Raw genomic sequence first — 18,457 nt, 5'->3', positions numbered from 1 at the left:
AAGGAAACACAGACATGTTCGGAACGTATCTCCGGCGGGAACTCGTCGGTCGTCGGAAACAGACGATCATCATCGCCATCGGGATGGCGCTCGCCATCGCCCTCGTGATCATCGTCAACTCGGTCGCAGCCGGTGTGAAGACGGCGCAGGCGTCGGTGCTGGAATCCGTCTACGGGGTCGGAACGGACATCACCGTGAGTCAAGCCGCCGAAGCGCCGACGGAGGGCGGCGGCCCCGGCCAGAACTTCGACTTCGGCTCGGGCGACGGGTCGACGAGCGACGGCACGACGACCGTCAACCAGTCGCGGTTGGAGGCGGCGCGCGGCACGTCGACCTTCGACGCGACGGCGCTCGGCACGATCACCGACGTCGCCAACGTCGAGGCCGCCGCAGCCACCCTGTCGCTCACGAACACGACCTTCACGGGCGAGCTGCCCGACTTCTCGCAGGCGCAGGGATCCGACGGGACGGCAGGCGCGCCCGGCGGTGACCCGTCCGGTGCGACCCCGCCGCAGGGCGGTCCGGACGGCGCAGGCGGGAGCTCCTTCGGCGTCGACTCCTTCACGGTCCTCGGTCTCGACCCCTCGGGCGACGCCGTCGGTCCGCTCTCGGCCGTCACCCTCAGCGACGGTCGCTCGCTCGCAGCCGACGACACGGGCACGGACGTCGCCGTCCTCGACGCCTCCTACGCGACCGAGGCGGGGATCGCCACCGGCGACACGATCGACATCGCGGGCACCACGTTCAGCGTGGTCGGCACGGTGACCGCCTCCGGAGCCGACGCCACGACCGCCTCGAACGTCTACATCCCCCTCGACGTCGCGCAGACGCTCGCCGGACTCGACGGCCAGGTCAGCGACGTGTACGTGCAGGCCGCCTCGTCGACCGACATCACGCAGGTGCAGACGGACATCGAGGCGGCACTGCCCGACGCGACCGTGAGCACCCAGGAGGACCTCGCGTCCACCGTGTCCGGCTCGCTCGCCTCGGCGTCGACGCTCGTGTCCAACCTCGGCACCTGGCTGTCGCTCATCGTGCTCGCCGCCGCGTTCCTCATCGCGATCCTGTTCACGATCTCCGGCGTCACGCGCCGCACTCGCGAGTTCGGCACGCTCAAGGCGATCGGCTGGAGTGACCGGCGCATCGTCGGCCAGGTCGCCGGTGAGTCCGTCGTGCAGTCGCTCATCGGCGGCGCCGTCGGTGTCGCGGTCGGCCTCGTCGGCATCCTCGTCGTGAACCTCGTCGCCCCGACGCTCAGCGCGGCGGCGACGACCTCGGCCGGTGGCGGACTCGGCGGCCCCGGCGGTGCCGCGGGCATGCCGTCGGATGCGGCGGCGGGAGCGGCCGGTGGGTTCGGCGGTGCCCCGGGCGCTGCGGCCGCGACCACCACCGACATCGTCCTCCAGGCTCCCGTGACCGCGTGGATCATCGTCATCGCCGTCGGGATCGCCGTCCTCGGCGGGCTGCTCGCCGGTGCCATCGGCGGGTGGCGCGCCTCACGGCTGCGTCCGGCCGAGGCGCTCCGCTCCGTCGCCTAGGCGACGCACCAGACGCCGCCGGGTGGCCCCCCCCCCGACCACCCGGCGGTTTCACTTCTCACTCCGACCAGCAGAACGAAGGACCCCATGTACACGATCACCGGCCTCACCAAGCAGTACCGCCAGGCGAAGCGCTCCGTCACGGCGCTCGACGACGTCGCCCTCGACATCCCCGACGGACAGCTCGTCGCCATCCAAGGTCCGACCGGCGGCGGCAAGTCGACGCTCCTCCAGATGCTCGGCGCACTGGACCGACCGACCTCCGGCAGCATCTCGCTCGCCGGCGACAACCTCTCGACGCTCAGCGAGACGAAGCTCGGCAGGATCCGCGCCACGGAGATCGGCTTCGTGTTCCAGGGGTTCAACCTCATCCCGACGCTGACGGCACAGGAGAACGTCGAGATGGCCCTGGTCCCGATCGGGACCCCTCGGGCCGAACGCGAGACCAGGGCTCGGGCGGCGCTCGCGTCCGTCGGACTCGCGGAGCGGGGTTCGCACCTCCCCGCCGAGTTGTCCGGCGGGCAGCAGCAGCGGGTGGCGATCGCCCGTGCGCTCGTCAAGGAGCCCGAGGTGCTGCTCGCCGACGAACCGACCGGCAACCTCGACGAGGAGACCCGCGACGAGATCATGGACCTCCTCGAGGGCCTGTGGCGCGACCGCGGGCTCACGGTCATCGTGGTGACGCACGACACCGCGGTCGCCAAGCGCGCCGAGCGTCGTCTCCACATCGCGAACGGGAAGCTCAAGGACGTCACGACTCGGCGCTGATCGGCCACTCGGCAGGCTCGGGGAGCGGCTCACATCCGCTCCCCGAGCCACCTACTCCCTGTCGAAGGGCCACGGGAATACCCCGTCGTCGTGATTGGTTGACACTGATCAACTACTTCTCATATAGTTGACGCATATCAACTAGCTGACGTCATCACGATCGCGGAGCCCATGTCACACACCACTTCTTCACCAGCCACGCCCGCTCGCGCGGACAACGGCATGACGCATCGCCAGGTGCTCGAGGCCCTCTCCGGCCTCCTCCTCGGCATGTTCGTGTCGATCCTCGCCGGAACCGTCGTCTCGACCTCCCTCCCCCGGATCATCTCCGACCTGAACGGCGACCAGACGGCGTTCACCTGGGTCGTCACGGCCACGTTGCTCGCCACCACCGTCTCGACGCCCATCTGGGGCAAGTTCGCCGACCTCTTCAACCGCAAGCTGCTCATCCAGCTGGCGCTCGGGATCTTCGTCCTCGGCTCGGCGCTGGCAGGCTTCTCGCAGGACACCGGCACGCTCATCGGCTTCCGCGTCCTGCAGGGCCTCGGCGCCGGTGGTCTCACGGCGCTCAGCCAGATCATCATGGCCGACATCATCAGCCCGCGTGAGCGTGGCCGGTACATGGGGCTCTTCGGCGCGGTCATGGCGGTCGGCACGGTCGGCGGCCCGCTCTTCGGCGGCCTCCTCACCGACTCGCTCGGCTGGCGCTGGAACTTCTTCGTCGGTGTCCCCTTCGCGATCGCCGCGATCTTCCTCCTGCAGCGCACGCTCCACCTCCCGAAGCGGAACGTCGGCAAGGTCAAGATCGACTACCTGGGCGCAGCCCTGATCGCTGGCGGCGTCTCGCTGCTGCTCATCTGGGTCACCCTGGCCGGGACGCAGTTCGAGTGGGCGAGCTTCACGACGCTCGTCATGGTGGGCATCTCCGTCCTCCTGCTCGCCGCAGCGGTCATCGTCGAGATCAAGGTCGACGAGCCGATCATCCCGATGTCGCTGTTCAAGAACCGCACCTTCACCCTCGCGGTGATCGCGAGCATCTCGGTGGGTGTGGCGATGTTCGGCACCTCGGTGTTCCTCAGCCAGTACATGCAGCTGGCGCGTGGGGCGACGCCGACCGAGTCGGGTCTGCTGACGCTCCCGATGATCGGCGGCCTCCTGATCGCCTCCATCGTGGTCGGGCAGTTCATCTCCCGCTTCGGGCACTGGAAGCCGTACCTCATCGTGGGTTCGATCCTCCTCACCGTCGGCCTGTTCCTCATGAGCACGATCCACTACGACTCGAACTACCTGGTCGTCTCCGTGTACATGTTCGTCCTCGGCGCGGGTGTCGGCATGGTCATGCAGAACCTCGTGCTCGTGGTGCAGAACGACGTCCTCCCGCAGCAGCTGGGCACGGCGAGCGCGGGTGTCGCGTTCTTCCGCAGCCTCGGCGGCACGATCGGCGTCTCGGTCATGGGCTCGGTGCTCGCGACGAAGGTCACCGACATGCTCTCCGACCGACAGGACGACCTGCAGGCGGCAATCGTCGCCCTCGGTGCTCCCGGCGCCAAGATCGCCGAGACGCTCTCGAGCGGCACGATCCCGAAGGTGAGCGCGCTGCCCGAGTCGGTGCGGACCATCATCGAATCCGTCTACGGTGACGCGGTCGCCGACATCTTCCTCGTCGCCGCACCACTCGCGATCCTGACGATCATCGCCGTGATCTTCCTGCCGAACAAGAAGCTCGGTTCGAAGAACGCCGTGCAGCGCATGGCCGAGCAGGGCACCGGAGCGCCGGCCCTCGTCGGCGCGGCCACCGGTTCCGTCACGACGGCCACCGCGTCCACATCGACCCAGTCGTTCGCGACCGGTGCGCTGGACGTGGCCGAGGCCATGATCGGTGGCGAGGCGGACACCCGACTCGAGCGAGGACGGGACGAGACCGCCGACGCCGACAGCGGCTCGGAGGCCGAGGCACACAGCCCCCGCCACGGCCGCTAGTCCGTACAATGCGAACGATGTCCATCGATCACGACGCCCAGGCCGGGCCGGCCGCTGCCGACGACGCAGCGGCCGGTACCGCGCACGACCTCGCGATCGGTGCCGTGGAGGAGCAGTTCGCGCTGCTCATCAACCGCATCCGCAACGGCATCCGCGACCGCGCCGAGCGGATCTCCCCCGGACTCCAGCCGGCCGGCTACAAGCTGCTCAGCATGGTCTCGCGCTCCGGAGCGATCCGCGCCGGTGCCCTGGCCGAGATGCTCGCGACGGACAAGAGCGCGGTGAGCCGCCTCATCCACCAGCTGGAGACGCTCGGCCTCGTGACGAGGACGCCGGACCCCGAGGACGGCCGCGCGAGCCTCGTCGTCGCGACCGCCGAGGGCGAGCGCCGGATGGAGTCGACACGGGCCAACGACCAGGCGATGCTCTACCAGCAGCTCTCGTCCTGGGACGAGGCCGAGGTGCGGCGGCTCGCCGAACTCCTCGCGAAGCTCAACGGCGCCCTCTGAAGTCCCTTTCTCAGGAGTCCCCCGGAGCGCCGGGCTCACGAGCGAGTGACGCGCCGAGGAACTCCTGAGAACGGGTCAGCGCCAGCTGTGCTTCGGGTCGTACCCGAGGACCTCGCGCGCGTGGTCGATCGAGAGCAGCGTCCCGTTGCCGGCGATGTCGCCGTTGACGGGCACGTCCGGGAAGACCTCCGCGACGAGCTCGACGTTGTCGCGCGACATGACCGTGTCGGCCGCAGCGATGATGAACCGGTCGAACCCGGTGGCCTGGTGCTCGAGCGCGAGCCGCACGGCCTGCGCGCCGTCACGGCCGTCGATGTAGCCCCAGAGGTTCCACTTGCGGAGGGTGGCGTCGGCGTCGAACGACGGGAACGCCGCGTAGTCGGCCTCGTCCATCACGTTGGAGAAGCGGAGGGCGATGATCTTGAGCTCGGGGTGCCACCGCGTGAGTTCGATCGCCAGCTGTTCCTCGAGGTGCTTCGAGAGCGAGTACGTCGACTCGGGTCGGGCGGCGTAGGCCTCGTCGACGGGGATGTAGGGCGGCGGGGTGTCGAACGGCAGCCCGAGGACGGTCTCGCTCGACGCCGTGACGATGTTCGTGATGCCGGCCTTGATGGCGGCGTTGAACACGTTGTAGGTGCTGAGGATGTTGTTCTGAAAGGTCGCGGTGTTCGTCGAGAGCCCCGGCGCGGGGATGGCGCTCAGGTGGACGACCGCGTCGAACCCGTCGGGCGCCTGCTCGTCGACACCGGTGAGGGCGTCGAACACCTGGCCCGCGTCACGCAGGTCGACGCGGACGAAACCGTCACCGCGCTCTCCCGCCTGGTCGAGGTTGATCACCAGGTGACCGTGCTCCCGAAGATGGCCGACCACTGTTCGCCCGAGCTTGCCCGAGCCTCCCGTCACTGCGATTCTCATGACGCCCATCCTGGTCCATCAACCCGCGATCGCGTGGACGATTGACAACTCCCCCAGGATCGGGCGACCGAAGCGGAATGGTCGACCGCCGGGTCGCGTTGGACGAGACGTGAAGCTCACCCTGTACACCTCCGCGTTCTGCGCTCCCTGCATGCAGGCTCGCGCCGTCCTGGCCGAGGTCCCGGCGCTCGTGGCCGGTGCCGTCGTCGAGGAGCGCGACGTCGCCTTCCGTTCGGCGGAGGCCGAGGCGGACGGCATCCGCTCCACCCCCACGGTCATCATCAGGGCCGACGACGGCACCGAGGTGTTCCGTGCGACGGGCGCGCCGACGCTCAACCAGGTGCTCGTCGCGGCGGCGAAGGCGCTGTAGCCCTTCGACAGGCTCAGGGACCGAAGAGGCGGCTCAGGGACCGAAGAGCAGCTCAGGATCCGAAGGAGGCAGCTCAGGGTCCGGAGCTACTGAGTGCTGAACGCCGCGTCGAAGGACTGCTCGGGCAGCTTCCAGAGCAGGTTCCGGATGTATCCGACGGCCTCCTCGGCTCCGTGCAGGCGGTCCATGCCGGCGTCCTCCCACTCGATCGAGATCGGCCCCGCGTAGCCGATGCTCGAGAGGGCACGGAAGGCGTCCTCCCACGGCACGTCGCCGTGACCGGTCGACACGAAGTCCCAGCCGCGTCGTGGGTCGCCCCAGGGCAGGTGCGAGCCGACGATGCCGGCGTGACCGGTCGCCGGCCGGATCCGGGTGTCCTTGCAGTCGACGTGGTAGATCCGGTTCGCGAACTCGACGATGAACCCCACCGGGTCGACGCCCTGCCACATCATGTGCGACGGATCCCAGTTGAAACCGAACGCCGGGCGGTGGTCGATCGCCTCGAGGGTCCGGACACTCGTCCAGTAGTCGTAGGCGATCTCGGACGGGTGCACCTCGTGGGCGAAGCGGACACCTTCGGCGTCGAAGACGTCGAGGATCGGGTTCCAGCGGGTGGCGAAGTCCTCGTAGCCAGCGTCGATGACGGAGGCCGGCACCGGCGGGAACATCGCGGAGTACTGCCAGATCTTCGACCCCGTGAAACCGACGACCGTGTCGACGCCGAGCTTGCGCGCGACCCGTGCGGACCGCTTCATGTCCTCGGCCGCCCGCTGGCGCACCCCCTCCGCGTCGCCGTCGCCCCAGGTGTAGTCGCGCACGATCGCCTGGTGGCGGAAGTCGATCGGGTCGTCGCACACGGCCTGGCCGGTGAGATGGTTCGAGATCGCGAAGACCTCGAGGCCGTGCCGGTCGAGGATGTCGAGGCGGGACTGCAGGTAGGCGTCGTCCTCATCCGCGCGCTTCAGGTCGAGGTGGTCGCCCGAGGCCGCGATCTCGAGGCCGTCGTAGCCCCAGGAGGCGGCGAGGCGGGCGACCTCTTCGAAGGGGAGATCCGCCCACTGTCCGGTGAACAGGGTCACCGGGAGGCGGCTGGCGTACTGCTTGTCGGTGGTGTCGGTCATGCGGTGATCCTCTGCTCGTCGTCGGTGGAGGTGGCGATCGCTTCCCAGCGGCCGGTTTCGGCCGCGTCGAGGACGGCCTCGGTGATGCGCGCGGTGCGGAGTCCGTCGGCGAAGACGGGCAAGCCGTCCGGCGACTGCCCGGCCATCGCCGCGTAGCTGTCGGCCACGAACGCGTTGAAGGCGTCCTGGTAGCCCATCGGGTGCCCCGAGGGGACGATGGACAGGCGTGCGGCGTCCGGGTGCAGCTGGTCGGCGTCGCGAGGCAATACCTGCGTCCCCGACCGGCGTCCGAGCCACAGCGTCTCCGGCGCTTCCTGATCGAAGCCGATGCTGAGCTCCGTCCCGGCGACCTCGAGGTGCAGGCGGTTCTTCCGACCGGGCGCGACCTGCGAGACGAGCAGCGTGCCGATGGCGCCGCCCTCGAGCCGGATCACGACCGCGGCCGCGTCCTCGGTCGTGACCTCCGGAGTGTTCGCGCGCTCGGCGAAGAAGGTGCGGACCGTCGAACTGAGCTCCGTGATGCGCGCGCCGGTGATGAACTCGAGGAGGTCGACGAGGTGCGAACCGATGTCGGCGAAGGCGCGCGAGCGGCCACCGGCCGCCGAGTCGACCCGCCAGTTGTCGTCGGCCTGCGCGAGCAACCAGTCCTGGAGGTAGGACCCGCTGATGGTGAGCAGGGTCCCGAGGTCACCGGCGGCGACACGCGCCCGGGCCTCCCGGACGAGCGGGTGGAAGCGGTACACGAACGGCACCGTGCCGACGACACCGGCCTCGGCCGCGGCGGCGACGAGACGCTCGGCGGTCGCGGCGTCGGTCGCGAGGGGTTTCTCACAGACGACGTGCTTGCCCGCCGCGATGGCCGCGAGTGCCTGCTCGGCGTGGAGCGCGTTCGGCGTGCAGACGTGTACCACGTCGACCGAGGGGTCGGCCAGCAGCTCGTCGAGCGAGCCGTATCCACGCTCGAACCCGAGGCTCGCGGCGACCTCCCGCGAGCGTTCGGGTGTCGAGGCGACGACACCGACCAGCCGGGCACCCGCAGCGCGGGCCGCCCGGCTGTGGACGGTGGCCATGAAGCCACCGCCCACCACCGCGATACCGGGACCGGCCACGGTCATGCTCCGAAGGTGCCGTCCGCCGGGGTCCACGACTCCGGCAGTGCGGGAGCGAGCTCCACGGTGCTGACGACGTCCACCGAGGTACGGCTCAGGCCCGACTCGGCCGTCGAGACCATGACGTCGAGCACGTGGTAGGCGAGCTCACCGGAGGCGCGCTCGGGACGACCGGCGCGGATCGCCTGGGCGAGCTCGACCACCCCGGTTCCGCGACCCTGCGTCGGACCGGTCGACGGGATCGACTCGGGCTCCTCGCCACCGCCGTAGACGAGCAGGTCGCCCTCGAAGGTGTTCGGGTCGGGGACGACGAGCGTGCCGGTCGAGCCGGCGACCTCGAACTGCGTGCGGCCGAGCTTGGAGTCGAAGCTGAAGACGCTCTGCGCGAGCTGGCCGCTCTCGAACTCGAAGAGGGCGCTCACGTGCGTCGGCACCGTCACATCGAACGACTGACCGGCGCGCGGGCCGGATCCGATCGTCCGCTGCGGGAAGGCCTGCGAAGCCAGCGCGGTGACACGGGCGATCGGACCGAACAGCTGCACGAGCGCCGTGATGTAGTACGGGCCGATGTCGAAGAGCGGACCGGCGCCGTCCTGGAACAGGAAGTCGGGGTTCGGGTGCCACGACTCCGGGCCGGGGCTCTGCATGAGGGTCAGCGCGGTGAGGGGCTGGCCGATGCCACCGGCCTCGACGAGCCGGCGGGCGGACTGGATGCCGGCGCCGAGGAAGGTGTCCGGAGCCGTGGCGACGCGGAGCCCCTTCTCCGTCGCGGCGGCCAGCAGGGCCTGCCCGCTCTCACGGTCGAGCGCGAAGGGCTTCTCGCTCCACACGTGCTTGCCGGCGTCGAGGATCTGCATGGCGACCTCGACGTGGACCTTCGGGATCGTCAGGTTGACGACGATCTCGATCTCGGGGTCGGCCAGGAGTTCGGCGACCGAGCCGTGGCCGGGCACCCCGTACTTCTCGGCCTGCGTCTTCGCCCGCTCGAGGTCGAGGTCCGCGACGAACCGGACGTCGAGGTCGGGGAAGGTGACCATATTGCTGAGGTACTGGTCGCTGATGACGCCGGCGCCGATGAGGCCGACACCGACCGTTCCGGTGCTGTTGCTCATGCCTGGACTCCGTTCGTGGTGAGGTACGTGAAGCTCTGCTCGAGCCCCTGGAAGATGTCGCCGTCGAACGCGTCGAACTCGACGACGCGGAGGGCCTGCGGTGCCGCGGCGAGGATGTCGAGCACCGGGACGACCCCGGCGCCCGCGGGCAGCTGCTTCAGCGTGTCGCGCGAGGCGTCGCCGTCCTTGACGTGGATGAAGCGCACACGATCGCCGATCGCACCGAGGACGTCGACCGCGCGGCGTCCGCCGACCTCGACCCAGTAGGTGTCGACCTCGAACACGACGGCCGGGTCGGTGAGTGCGGCGAGGTGCTCGAGCGGGCTGGTGCCCGCGACGTCGCCCTCGAGCTCCCACCAGTGGTTGTGGTAGCCCACCTGGACTCCGTGACCGGCGGCGACCGCTGCCGCGGCGTTCAGCTCGTCGGCGATCGAAGCGACCGTCTCCGCCGTGGCGAAGCGCTCTTCGGCGATGGCTGGGTCGATGAGGACCTGCACGCCCTGCTCCGCCGCCGCGCCGAAGGCCGCCGACAGGTCGATGTCGTCGGCGATGACCTTGCCGTGCGCGCTCGGGGTGGCGAGGCCGGCATCGTGGATGTCCTGCAGACTGACGCCGGGACCGAAGCCGAACGGCTCGGCCTGGCGGAAACCGATCTCGGTCAGGCGCTGCAGCGCTGCGGCACGATCCGCGGTGAGCGGCTCCCGTACCGAGTAGAGCTGGACAGAGAGTTGGGAAGTCGACACGATGCTCCTCAATGATGATGGTGTCAGGCAGCCGCTGCTGCGAGATCCAGGCTAACCACACTTCTGTCGGTGGTCAAACAAAAGTCTCCCACCGGTCGCCGCTCCCCCGGCGACGAATACCGCAGGAGTCGGAAGCGTGGGGGACAATGGAGAGGTGAACTCAGCTCTGCTCTCCCGGATCGTCGCTGACTCCAGCGACCGCATCTCGTGGTTGCGGGCTCGTTCGCGCGGGATCACCGCGACCGACGTCGCCACCCTCTCGACCCCGGCCTCGATCCAGCGGGCGGCCGACGCGAAGCTCGGCGGGACGGGCTTCTCCGGCAACGCCTTCACCGACCACGGTCGCGCCCGCGAGCCGGAGATCGCCCGGTGGGTCGCCGCGACACACGGGATCAACCCCTCGTCGGCGCTCTTCCGGGCTGAGGTCGAACATCGCCACCTCGCCACCCCCGACGGCATCGCCGTGACCGAGCGCGGGGCCGTCGTGCTCGCGGAGATCAAGACCACGACGAAGTCCTGGCGCTCGATCCCCCGCAACTACCTGCGTCAGGTGTGGTGGCAGCAGTACGTGATCGGCGCGGAGCGGACGCTCGTCGTCTGGGAGGAGCATAAGGACTTCGTCCCCATCGACGACGAACCGCTCTGTCGATGGGTCGAGCGGGATGACGTCGAGATCGCGAAGCTTGTGGGCCTTGCGAACGCACTCATCGACGAGCTGTACCACCGCACCAATCCAGCCGCCCGGCGCCCGGTCCTCCCGGAGCCTGCGCCCGTCACTCGGCAGCTCCGGGAACCACTGCTGAGCGCCGACTTCTGACGACAAGTCGACAGAAGTCGGCCGAGGTGGTTGACTGTCGCCATGACCGAGCCGCTACGCCCCTCCCCCGGAGCACCGGGCGCCGGCGACCTCTTCCAACTCTTCCGCGGCGGTGAGGCACGCACGAAGTCGGAGTTGTGCGCCCTGACCGGCCTGGCCCGCTCCACCGTCTCCCTCCGGATCGACGCCCTCGTGGCCGCAGACCTGCTCCGTCCCGCTGGAGAGGCAGCCTCCTCGGGTGGTCGCCCGCCCGCACGGATCGCATTCAACCCGCTCGCGCGCGTCGTCGTCGCCGTCGACCTGGGGGCGACGCACGGGACGGTGGCCGTCACCGACCTGGCCGGCGCGATCCTCGCGACGAGCCGCGCGGAGCTGCAGATCGCCGCAGGACCCGAGCCCGTCCTCGACTGGGTGGTCGAAGCGGCGTCGGCCCTGCTGGCCGCTCCGCACACCTGGGCCACACCCCAGCCGGTCGCGCCCCCGGTCATCGGGATCGGGATCGGGCTTCCGGGGCCGGTCGAGCACTCGACCGGACGGCCGACGAACCCGCCGATCATGCCGGGCTGGGACCGTTTCGACGTCCCCGCCTACATCCGTCGGACCATCGACGTCCCGGTCCTCGTCGACAACGACGTCAACGTCCTCGCGCTCGGCGAGCACGCGATCTCCTGGCCGGACACCGACGACCTCGTCTACGTGAAGGTGTCCACGGGTATCGGTGCCGGCATCATCGCGGGTGGCGAGCTGCAGCGCGGGGCACTCGGTGCGGCCGGCGACATCGGGCACGTCCAGGTCCCCGTCGGCCGAGACTCCCCGCGCGCTGCGGACGACGAGCGCGACCTCGAGGCCATCGCGAGCGGGCCGGCGATCGCGACCGAGCTCCGCGCCCGCGGGATCGACGCCGTCAGCAGTCGCGACGTCGCAGCACTCATCCGCGCGGGCGACCGTACGGCCATCGAGACCACGCGGCAGGCCGGCCGGGAGATCGGTGAGGTGCTCAGTGTCGTGGTGAACCTCCTGAACCCCTCGGTGATCGTGCTCGGTGGGACGATGACCCGGGCGGGTGAACATCTCCTCACCGGTGTCCGCGAGGTGGTGTACCGCCGGTCGATGCCGCTCGCCACCGGACACCTCGGCATCGTCACCTCGACGGCCGGCGAGGAGGCCGGGGTGTTGGGAGCGGCGATCATGGTGCTGCGCGACGCCCTGTCCGCACCGGCGATCGACGCGATGACTCAGCCCCGGGCGCTCGAGGCCGCGTCGACCTGACGCGCGTCCTCCAGTGCGGAACCAGGGCGTCCGACGTCGTCCGCCTTCCCGACGGCGAGGACTTCCGCCAGGCCGTACCCGACGAGCCAGAACAGGGCGATGGTCATCGCCGCGAACTCCAGCCAACTGCCGACCTGCTGCCCGACCTCCGCGAGTGAGAGCAGGCCACCGAGCCCCGCGACCACCGCGACGGCGGATCCGGCGAACCAGGACAGCCGCCGGACGGCGCGCAGCCGCGACCCGAGGGCCGACCCGATCATCGCCAGGCAGGCGAGGGCGAAGCCCAGCACGGCGAAGGAGATGTGCACCGCGTCCTGGAGCGTGAACAGCGGATTCGACGGGATCGGGCACTCGTAGGTGCAGGTCACCCGGGACGCCACGAGGAAGCACAGGCTCGACAGTCCCACGAGCAGCCAGGGGATGAGCAGCAGTCCAACCCTCGTGCGGCGATGACCGGGCTCGCGGGACGGGACCACTCGCTGCAGCGCCACGGCGATGCTGAGACCACCGACCGCGACCATGAGCAGTGCCGCGTTGAAGACCGGCGCCGTCACCTCGCCGGTGGCACCGAGGCCGCTCACGTAGCTGTTCTTGCCGAGGCTGAGTCGTGCGGCCCAGATCATGATCGTGGCGACCACGACGAGCACGCCACCGATGATCGCGAACCCGAGGGCGACGGATCGGCGCCGACGGACGGCCGACGGGCGAGAGACCCGCTGGTCTGAGGTGCCCCCCGTCATCCGCGGATGAGCCTCGTCCGGCTCAACGCGACGACGGCGCAGCCCATCAGGCCGATGAACCCGGCGATGGCGATCATGTACACGACGACGGCTCCCAAGCCGCCTGGCTGGGCCGGGTTGAGGAACGGGTACGGGTACCAGCCGACGATCGATCCGCGGATCATCGTGTAGACGGTCCAGACGAGCGGGAACGCGATGATCGCCCACACCTGACGCCATTCCAGGCGGGACTTGCCGGGCGTCACGATCCAGACGAGCACCAGATAGATCGGTGCGATGAGGTGCAACACCTCGTTCGACCAGCCGAGGGTGTGCCCCTGGTCGAGGGCGATGCCGCGGAGCAGCAGGTTGTAGACGACGCCCGTGGTCGCCATGTAGGTCACGACGCAGCCGAGGACCAGGTTGTACCAGGCCGGATCGCGTCGCAGGCGGAAGCAGAACCCGGCGCCGACCAACAGGACGATCGCACTCAGCGCGTTCGACAGGATCGTGAAGTAGCTGAAGAAGTTGACGAAGAAGTCGTCGGGCGCATCACCGAAGGACAGGGTGTAGACGAACTGGCCGACGATGGCGGCGATGATCACCCCACCCGCGATGATCCTGATGACTCCGAACAGTGCGCGCATTGCGCCACTGTATCGGAAGCACGCGCCCGAGGATCGGGCGACAGTCGGGCCGCCGTGTCCCCCGAAGAGAGGGAATCGTTTCCAGCCAATTGACACTCCCGTAACAGCGCCGACTCATTCGACGGCTTTGATGAGAACAGAGCCGGACCACGCACCGGAGCGAGACTCGTCGCCGAGCCGACCTCCGCCGGGTGGAGCTTTCGGGGGATGAACGACGAAGGAGTACTCGATGCGTCAAGGAGTCGGACACTCCTGGTCTCTGGCGACAACCGCGGACGCGGTGAAGCCGGCACCGGAGACCATGCGAGCCGCGGTGATCGACGCCGTCGGCAGCCCAGAGGTCCTCCGGATGGAGACCGTACCGACACCGCGTCCTGTCATGGCGGAGTTCCTCGTGAAGGTCGTCGCGGCCGGCGTGAACCCGGTCGACGCCAAGACCCGCGCGGGCCGGGGCGTCTCCTCTGCCATCACGGCGATGCCGGCCGTCCTCGGGTACGACTTCAGCGGCATCGTGGTCGAGTCACCGTTTGCAGCTGCCGGCCTCCTGCCCGGCGACGAGGTCTACGGCATGACGAGTTTCCCGCGGACGGGCGGCAGCTACGCCGAGTACGTCGCGGTGTCCTCCCTGAGCCTGACGCGGAAGCCGACGACACTGTCGCACGTCGAGGCAGCCGGGGTCCCTCTCGCCGCGCTCACCGCGTGGGGCATGGTCGTCGACGTCGCGAAGGCGCACGAGGGGCAGCGCATCCTCATCCACGCCGGGAGCGGCGGTGTCGGGCACTTCGCCGTGCAGTTCGCCACCTATTTCGGCGCGCGGGTGATCGCCACCGGCTCCGGTCGCAACGTCGGTTGGCTGCGCGAACTCGGCGCCCATCAGGCGGTCGACCACGAGTTGCACCGGTTCGAGGACGTCGTCGACCAGGTCGACGTCGTGATCGACCTCGTGGGCAACACCGTGGACGACACGGGGTCGCGTTCCCTGCGGGTCCTCCGCCCTGGCGGGCTCATCATCAACGCGCCGACCGGTTCCTGGCCGACACTCGAGGAGGAGGCCCGGGCCGCGGGCGTCCGCGCGACGCGGTTCACCGTGGCCCCCGATGGTGCCACACTCGACACCATCAGCAGGCTGCTGGAGTCCGGGGACGTCCGGGTGTTCGTCGACCAGGTGTTCGACCTCGACGCCGTCCGGCAGGCCCACGTGCTTCTCGAGGGCGGTCACTCACGCGGCAAGATCGTCCTCAAGGTCGCCGACGGCTGACGACCGAGGCCGTCGGGTGACGACGCCGCTACGGCGCCGCCACCCGACGCTCAGCGGACGAGGGTGAAGTCGTAGGGCAGTGTCCTGACCACCGTGCCACCCACGGCTTCCGTCACCGTGCCACCCGAGTACCGAGCAGGCAGGTAGTCCGACGGCCAGGTGATGCTCCAGTCGCCCTGAGGTCCGGCCGTAACGCTCCCGAGGTCCGTGCCCCAGGCCCCGCGGATCTGGATCAGGGCGCCGGGGTTCGCGCGGCCGGAGAACACCGGCCGGGTTCCGGCGATGGTGCCGCCGAGCGCGGGCGACACCACCTCGAGGCGTGGGACGACGACGGTGAAGTCGTAGACGACCGAGTGGGTCTGCTCCCCGTCCACGAACTGCCGGACGGTGCCGCCGACGTACCGTGCGGGCAGCAGGGTCTTGTTCCAGGTGATGGTCCATCGGCCGTCGTCGGCGACGCGGTCGACGGCGCCCAGGAGGTCTCCCGACGCACCGCGGATCTCGATCGCCGCACCCGGCTGCGCGGTGCCCGTGAACACGGGGTTGGTCTCCAAGACGATCGCCCCGACCGACGGGGAGGTCACGACGAGGGGCGCCACCCGCCAGTCGACTCGGAAGTCGTACGGGACGCTCGTGAACGGCTTGCCGTCGAGGTACTGCCGGACCGAACCGCCCGAGTAGGTCCCGGGCGTCAGCGCCTTGTTCCAGGTGAGCGTCCAGGTGGCGTCCGTCTCCACGCGGGTCTCACCCAGGAGCGAACCCCAAGCTCCGTAGACCTGGATCAGTGCGCCGGGCTGACCGGTCCCGGAGAACACCGGGGCGCCGGGCTCGAGGACCCCACCGGTCGCCGGCGAGAGCAGGACGACCGGGGCGTCGGGAACCGGCGCACCGGCCTCGATCGTCGCGGTCCACACCTGGTCGATCCCTGTGGCGCGCACGGCGCCGTCGAACACGCCGACGGCGGCATCGGCGTTCGCGGTCAGCGCCAGGGTGAACGATCGGTTCGCGGCCGTGATCGTGCCCCGGTAGCTGTTGCTCGCGGGGTACCAGGTGAATCCGGCCGGCGCATCGCCGGTGGGCCTGAGCCCGGCCGGGACGACGATCTCCGCGGATCCGGACACCGATCCGGTGAAGGCGACGGGGACCTCGACGGCGTCCCCCTGGCGGACGGTGACGTTCGGGATGGCGACACCAGGCGCGATGGGTGCCGCGAGGACGTTCGCCGTGAAGTCCGCGAGCTTCACCCGGTTCGTGGACCAGCTGACGCTCCCGCCGGTGGCCAGGCCGAGCCGCGCGTCGGCGTCGGCAGTGAGGGTGAAGGTGACGGCGGTGGTGCCGATCGGCAGGGTGCCCCCGGCACCGGTGCCGTCGAGCGCGAATGCCGGGTTCGCCACGGCGGTGATCCTGGTACCGAGCGGCGGCACGATGTCGATCCGTTGACCACCCGCGTCGGTGTTGAAGGTCGCCTGGACCTGGACCGATTCGCCCTGCCGGAGCGACGGGGTCGGCACGGAGGCCGACGGCGACAGGTCCGGCACCAGCTGGCTCATCACCAGCTTGCTGACGTCTGCGTCGTTGTTCGGCCCGAATCCGAGTTGCATGTCCTTCGTGCCGACCCCGAGGACGTTCAGGCGCCGCCCGGACGGATCGGTGAGGAACCCGTCGGCCGCCAGCGTGTACTGCGTGCTCGCCGAGGAGCAGCTCGCCACGCGCACGAGATCGGTCCTCGTGCCGCCCCGGTCCGTGGTGAGGCATTGACCGTTGATCTCGATCCGACCGCTGGTGCCGACGGCAGGGAAGGTCGCGGTGGCGGCGGCCGCCAGCGCTGCCTCGTACGACAACCCGTAGGGCCCGCCGGTGCCGATCGACTGCGGGTGGGTGAGCCACTGCGAGGACCCCCGCGGCGCCCATCCGTGGAATCCGGTGGACCACGCCGGATCGGTCACGAACTTGCCGCGCAACCGCGGCTGCGTGGCGGTCACCGACGTCTCCGCGTCTGATCCGGCCTGACCGACGGGCGCGGCCGATGCCGGACCGGACACCAGTGCTGTGGCGGCGACGGCCGTCAGGACGACCATCGAGAGGGCTGTGTGGGGCTTCATGGAGGGGCGTCCTTTCGTGATCGGGCCTGTCGGCCCGCGCCGCCTCGGCCTCCACCAGGAGGGAGACGTGCTTGGGAGGATCGAGGGCGCAGCTCACCGAGCGCCGCTCATGTCGTCCACAAACATATCAGTCGAACAGCTTGCTCGTCCGCACTCCTACCGAGGCCTGCCAGGGCTAGCCGATCGGGCCCCGTTCCGACATCCGTTCCATCACGAAGTCGTCGTGCCGCTCGGGCCCGACCAGGAACGTCTTCGTCCCCACCACCTCGAAGCCGCTCTTGCCGTAGAACCGGATCGCCCTGGCGTTCTGCTGGTTCACCCCGAGCCACACCGATCGCGCCCCGCGCGACCGGGCGTCGTCGAGCGTCGCCTCCATGAGCATGCGCGCTCCGCCGGCACCGTGGCTCGCGGGGAGCACGTACAGCTTGCTGAGTTCCGCTGTCGGGCGGTGCGTGACCGCGGCGAGCACGTCGGGGTCGTTCGGATCACCGAAGACGAGCATCGTGTAGCCGATGGCAGTGCCGTCATCGTCGACCAGGAGCCGGAGCGCGCGTCCGTGATCGGACAGGTAGCCGGTGAACCGGTCGAGGGTGAAGTGCTCGGCGATGAACGCGTCGATGTGCTCCGGCGCGGTGCCGGGTGGGCAGGCGAGGGCGAAGGTCGCTGCGGCGAGCGTGGCGAGGGTGGCGGCGTCGTCTGCCGTGGCGGTGCGGGTTGAGACCATCCCTGCATCGTACGNGGAGTTGACGTCCAGCGGGATGCCGGGGCCGAACGTGGTCGACACGGCGCCCTTCTGGATGTAACGGCCCTTCGAGGAGGACGGCTTGAGGCGGAGGATCTCCTCGAGCGCGGTGTTGATGTTCTCCTCGAGCTGCGACGCGTCGAACGAGGCCTTGCCGACGACGAAGTGCACGTTGGAGTGCTTGTCGACGCGGAACTCGATCTTGCCGCCCTTGATGTCGGACACGGCCTTGGCCACGTCCGGCGTCACGGTGCCGGTCTTGGGGTTCGGCATGAGGCCACGGGGACCGAGGACCTTACCGAGACGACCGACCTTGCCCATGAGCTCCGGGGTGGAGACCGCGGAGTCGAACGAGGTGTAGCCCTCGGCGCCCTCCGCGATGAGCTCGTCGCCGCCGACCTCGTCAGCGCCGGCCGCGATCGCGGCCTCTGCTGCCGGGCCCGTCGCGAAGACGATGACGCGGGCGGTCTTGCCCGTGCCGTGCGGAAGGATGACCGTGCCGCGGACCATCTGGTCCGCCTTGCGCGGGTCGACACCGAGCTTGAGGGCGACCTCGACGGTGCTGTTGAACTTGGCGGAACCGGTCTCCTTGGCGAGGGCGACGGCCTCGTTCGGGGTGTAGAACTTGTCAGCCTCGATCTTCTCGGCTGCGGCCCGGTAGGCCTTCGACTTCTGTGCCATGTGCGTTCTCCTATGAGAAATGTGGTCATCTGCGCCTGGCCGGCGCTGCCACGAGTG

General features: G+C 69.7%; 18 protein-coding genes. 8 read left to right on the top strand and 10 right to left on the bottom strand.

Annotation, left to right across the window (positions count from 1 at the left end):
• Window positions 1-14: 14 nt before the first annotated feature.
• The 4 genes from IFU11_RS11960 (at window position 15) to IFU11_RS11945 (ending at window position 4,795) form a co-directional block, all read left to right on the top strand.
• Complete coding sequence (locus tag IFU11_RS11960; protein WP_192019067.1) at window positions 15-1,538, top strand: ABC transporter permease; 1,524 nt, start codon at window positions 15-17, stop codon at window positions 1,536-1,538.
• An 87-nt stretch (window positions 1,539-1,625) separates the two neighbouring features.
• A complete protein-coding gene (locus tag IFU11_RS11955; protein WP_192019066.1) occupies window positions 1,626-2,306 on the top strand; it encodes an ABC transporter ATP-binding protein in 681 nt (226 codons plus the stop codon).
• A 222-nt stretch (window positions 2,307-2,528) separates the two neighbouring features.
• Window positions 2,529-4,286 (top strand): MDR family MFS transporter, encoded by a 1,758-nt coding sequence (locus IFU11_RS11950; protein ID WP_192019065.1) that lies wholly within the window; start codon window positions 2,529-2,531, stop codon window positions 4,284-4,286.
• Window positions 4,287-4,303: 17 nt separating this feature from the next.
• Window positions 4,304-4,795 carry a MarR family winged helix-turn-helix transcriptional regulator gene (locus IFU11_RS11945; RefSeq protein ID WP_192005853.1) on the top strand — a complete coding sequence of 164 codons (492 nt, stop codon included), beginning with the start codon at window positions 4,304-4,306 and terminating at the stop codon, window positions 4,793-4,795.
• A gap of 75 nt (window positions 4,796-4,870) precedes the next feature.
• Here IFU11_RS11945 and IFU11_RS11940 read toward each other — a convergent pair whose 3' ends face one another.
• Complete coding sequence (locus tag IFU11_RS11940) at window positions 4,871-5,710, bottom strand: NAD-dependent epimerase/dehydratase family protein (RefSeq protein ID WP_192005855.1); 840 nt, start codon at window positions 5,708-5,710, stop codon at window positions 4,871-4,873.
• 109 nt (window positions 5,711-5,819) lie between these two features.
• On the opposite strand from IFU11_RS11940, the gene IFU11_RS11935 reads away from it, so the two are divergent.
• Window positions 5,820-6,080, top strand: coding sequence for a thioredoxin (locus IFU11_RS11935; RefSeq protein WP_192019064.1), 261 nt, complete (start codon window positions 5,820-5,822; stop codon window positions 6,078-6,080).
• An 86-nt stretch (window positions 6,081-6,166) separates the two neighbouring features.
• Here IFU11_RS11935 and IFU11_RS11930 read toward each other — a convergent pair whose 3' ends face one another.
• The 4 genes from IFU11_RS11930 to IFU11_RS11915 are packed head-to-tail and all read right to left on the bottom strand — an operon-like array spanning window position 6,167 to window position 10,165.
• The gene (locus tag IFU11_RS11930) at window positions 6,167-7,201 is read right to left on the bottom strand and encodes a sugar phosphate isomerase/epimerase family protein (protein WP_064294543.1); all 1,035 of its coding nucleotides are present in this window, start codon (window positions 7,199-7,201) and stop codon (window positions 6,167-6,169) included.
• Window positions 7,198-8,316, bottom strand: coding sequence for a Gfo/Idh/MocA family protein (locus IFU11_RS11925; protein WP_124767347.1), 1,119 nt, complete (start codon window positions 8,314-8,316; stop codon window positions 7,198-7,200). Before IFU11_RS11925 ends, IFU11_RS11930 begins: the two co-directional genes overlap by 4 nt.
• Window positions 8,313-9,422, bottom strand: a complete 1,110-nt coding sequence (locus IFU11_RS11920; RefSeq protein ID WP_079706712.1) for a Gfo/Idh/MocA family protein — start codon at window positions 9,420-9,422, stop codon at window positions 8,313-8,315. The genes IFU11_RS11925 and IFU11_RS11920 overlap by 4 nt, the downstream gene beginning before the upstream one ends.
• Window positions 9,419-10,165 carry a sugar phosphate isomerase/epimerase family protein gene (locus IFU11_RS11915; RefSeq protein ID WP_079706711.1) on the bottom strand — a complete coding sequence of 249 codons (747 nt, stop codon included), beginning with the start codon at window positions 10,163-10,165 and terminating at the stop codon, window positions 9,419-9,421. Before IFU11_RS11915 ends, IFU11_RS11920 begins: the two co-directional genes overlap by 4 nt.
• A 154-nt stretch (window positions 10,166-10,319) precedes the next feature.
• Here IFU11_RS11915 and IFU11_RS11910 point away from each other — a divergent pair, with 154 nt between their 5' ends.
• Entirely contained in the window at window positions 10,320-10,982 is a 663-nt protein-coding gene (locus IFU11_RS11910) for a YqaJ viral recombinase family protein (RefSeq protein ID WP_124767348.1), read from the top strand.
• A gap of 42 nt (window positions 10,983-11,024) precedes the next feature.
• On the top strand, window positions 11,025-12,251 hold the full coding sequence (locus tag IFU11_RS11905) for an ROK family transcriptional regulator (RefSeq protein ID WP_124767349.1): 1,227 nt from the start codon (window positions 11,025-11,027) through the stop codon (window positions 12,249-12,251).
• Here IFU11_RS11905 and IFU11_RS11900 read toward each other — a convergent pair.
• The gene (locus tag IFU11_RS11900) at window positions 12,218-12,991 is read right to left on the bottom strand and encodes a DUF998 domain-containing protein (RefSeq protein ID WP_164486845.1); all 774 of its coding nucleotides are present in this window, start codon (window positions 12,989-12,991) and stop codon (window positions 12,218-12,220) included. The two genes, IFU11_RS11905 and IFU11_RS11900, sit on opposite strands and share 34 nt — an antisense overlap.
• A complete protein-coding gene (locus IFU11_RS11895; protein WP_192019063.1) occupies window positions 12,988-13,617 on the bottom strand; it encodes a Pr6Pr family membrane protein in 630 nt (209 codons plus the stop codon). The genes IFU11_RS11900 and IFU11_RS11895 overlap by 4 nt, the downstream gene beginning before the upstream one ends.
• 301 nt (window positions 13,618-13,918) lie before the next feature.
• Between IFU11_RS11895 and IFU11_RS11890 the strand changes: the two genes are divergently transcribed.
• Window positions 13,919-14,875: an NADP-dependent oxidoreductase gene (locus tag IFU11_RS11890; RefSeq protein WP_124770005.1), complete on the top strand. Its 957-nt coding sequence runs from the start codon at window positions 13,919-13,921 to the stop codon at window positions 14,873-14,875.
• A gap of 50 nt (window positions 14,876-14,925) precedes the next feature.
• On the opposite strand, the gene IFU11_RS11885 is transcribed toward IFU11_RS11890, so the two are convergent.
• From IFU11_RS11885 to rplA, 3 genes are all read right to left on the bottom strand, one after another.
• Entirely contained in the window at window positions 14,926-16,977 is a 2,052-nt protein-coding gene (locus tag IFU11_RS11885; protein WP_192019062.1) for a hypothetical protein, read from the bottom strand.
• Between the two features lie 175 nt (window positions 16,978-17,152).
• Window positions 17,153-17,701, bottom strand: a complete 549-nt coding sequence (locus IFU11_RS20080; RefSeq protein WP_207185355.1) for a GNAT family N-acetyltransferase — start codon at window positions 17,699-17,701, stop codon at window positions 17,153-17,155.
• A 15-nt stretch (window positions 17,702-17,716) separates the two neighbouring features.
• On the bottom strand, window positions 17,717-18,400 hold a 684-nt coding region (gene rplA / locus IFU11_RS20075), incomplete at its 3' end, for a 50S ribosomal protein L1 (protein ID WP_207185354.1).
• Between the last annotated feature and the right edge of the window lie 57 nt (window positions 18,401-18,457).

Origin of the sequence: Plantibacter sp. CFBP 8804 (assembly GCF_014841225.1) — a bacterium.
GTDB classification, from domain to species: Bacteria; Actinomycetota; Actinomycetes; order Actinomycetales; family Microbacteriaceae; genus Plantibacter; species Plantibacter auratus.
The sequence above is the reverse complement of the archived record's forward strand: the minus strand, read 5'-3'. Positions and strand labels throughout refer to the sequence as shown.